Genomic DNA, 1,515 nt, shown 5'->3' on the forward strand with positions numbered 1-1,515 from the left:
GCGACCTTGCAATGGGTCGACTGGTACAACAACCGCCGACTGATGGAACCGCTCGGCCACATCCCGCCGGCTGAAGCCGAAGCAAACTACTATTCACCACCGCCGAGTCTCGCTATCGCGGCGTGACTCACATCAACGAGCCTCCGGGAAAACCGGCGCGGTTCACTCACAAAATTTTGCAAAGCCGCCCAACGCCCGCGATCAGGCGCCGCTCGTCCGCAAACGCAGGACTGGCCGATTGAAGATGACTTGGCGGGCGGCAGAGCGGTCGCCTGCATTAGCGGGTTGGGCATCACCGGCGCTTACTCAGGATCGGCCATGGCTACGGACTGACACCGACCCTGCTTCTGCATCCAGAAGATGGTATTGCCGACTAAGACTATCGATCCCGAAACCACTGCCGAAACCGGAGCCGCCAGAACTTGCACCGCGACAGTTGCGGTGCACTCCAAGGCGTCCATGCAGCGAGAGTTTTCCAAGAGAGACAGTTGATGTTCTGTGAGCTCCATCTTCTTGAGCTCGATATCGCACTGCTCGTCATAGCGCGTAACCACACTTGGCGTGTAAACACATCCGCTAAATGCGACACACACAAGTGCTATCAACACGAGCCTCATACCCAGCTCTCCAGTGATGTCCAACGCCTGGGTTCACGCGCGGCGCGTAACTTGCGCAAGCGAGTTACGTGACGTCGCGTGGAACCCCTTGTTGGGCATGACCCGCTCAAAGTGGAGCCTTTATCCTGTTGTATGGAAGCGGAAGGCCATGTTGCTCAAGAACCTGCTCATAACGATACAGATGAGCCCATAACCGATTCCGAAGCTCCTCCGCCTCTTCGATGAGTGCGGGATTTCCAATCCGGCGCGCCTGCTCCACAACTTCTTGAGCCGAAGAGAACAGGACCGAGAACGAGTCTCCTTGAATCACGACAGCAGGAAACTTTCTTCCAGGCGTGCGGACTATCCACGCATTGGTCTCCTCGCAGAAAACCTCAACTTCAACGGTCTTTGTCATGCCCAACGCCCGGGCTTACACGCGTATTTGACGCCGCGCAGCGGCGGCAAATACGTCGCGTGGAGCACCTTGTTGGGCCATTCACTTTTGAAGCAATTGAGGGTCATGCCAGACCTCAGTTTGACCGGGTGCAAGTAGAACACGCCAACCCGGCGACAGACCCAAGTAAGGAGTGATGGCGGGGCAACGCTCCTGGAGATGATGAGCATGCAGAGGCTGAAAGAAATCATCGTGCTCTGACATTACCTCGCCGCCCCAAATGTACCAGCCACATGTATTGCCCTCTGGAGGAATACGCAGCGCGTTTAGCGGCAGCAGGTTGAGTGTAGCCAAGGCAATGCCAACCTTGGATTCTGGTGGAGATGATAGAAACTCCGCCCCGTACTCAGAACAGACCGACGCCTGCGAACGCTCTGGTTTCATAAGGCCCAACGAGTCTGTAGAAAAACCGCACTGCCGCTACGGGCCAGGACAAACGATGCCTGCTCTCAATAAAAGGAA

Annotated in this window: 2 protein-coding genes and 1 pseudogene; 1 reads left to right on the forward strand and 2 read right to left on the reverse strand. The window is 56.4% G+C overall.

The window, feature by feature from the left end:
* A pseudogene (locus tag AC3WUM_RS25125) lies at positions 1-126 on the forward strand (IS3 family transposase); the annotation flags it as partial.
* Positions 127-723: 597 nt separating this feature from the next.
* Here AC3WUM_RS25125 and AC3WUM_RS25130 read toward each other — a convergent pair.
* Positions 724-1,014, reverse strand: a complete 291-nt coding sequence (locus AC3WUM_RS25130; protein ID WP_492414073.1) for a DUF6959 family protein — start codon at positions 1,012-1,014, stop codon at positions 724-726.
* An 81-nt stretch (positions 1,015-1,095) separates the two neighbouring features.
* On the reverse strand, positions 1,096-1,437 hold the full coding sequence (locus AC3WUM_RS25135) for an immunity protein Imm33 domain-containing protein (protein ID WP_492414075.1): 342 nt from the start codon (positions 1,435-1,437) through the stop codon (positions 1,096-1,098).
* Positions 1,438-1,515: the final 78 nt, after the last annotated feature.

It is taken from the genome of Hydrocarboniphaga sp. FW305-C-57 (assembly GCF_058783045.1).

Bases quoted from the DNA above. Each gene is read 5' to 3' on its own strand.
- AC3WUM_RS25130 (WP_492414073.1), bottom strand. From the start codon at position 1,014: ATGACAAAGACCGTTGAAGTTGAGGTTTTCTGCGAGGAGACCAATGCG.
- AC3WUM_RS25135 (WP_492414075.1), bottom strand. From the start codon at position 1,437: ATGAAACCAGAGCGTTCGCAGGCGTCGGTCTGTTCTGAGTACGGGGCG.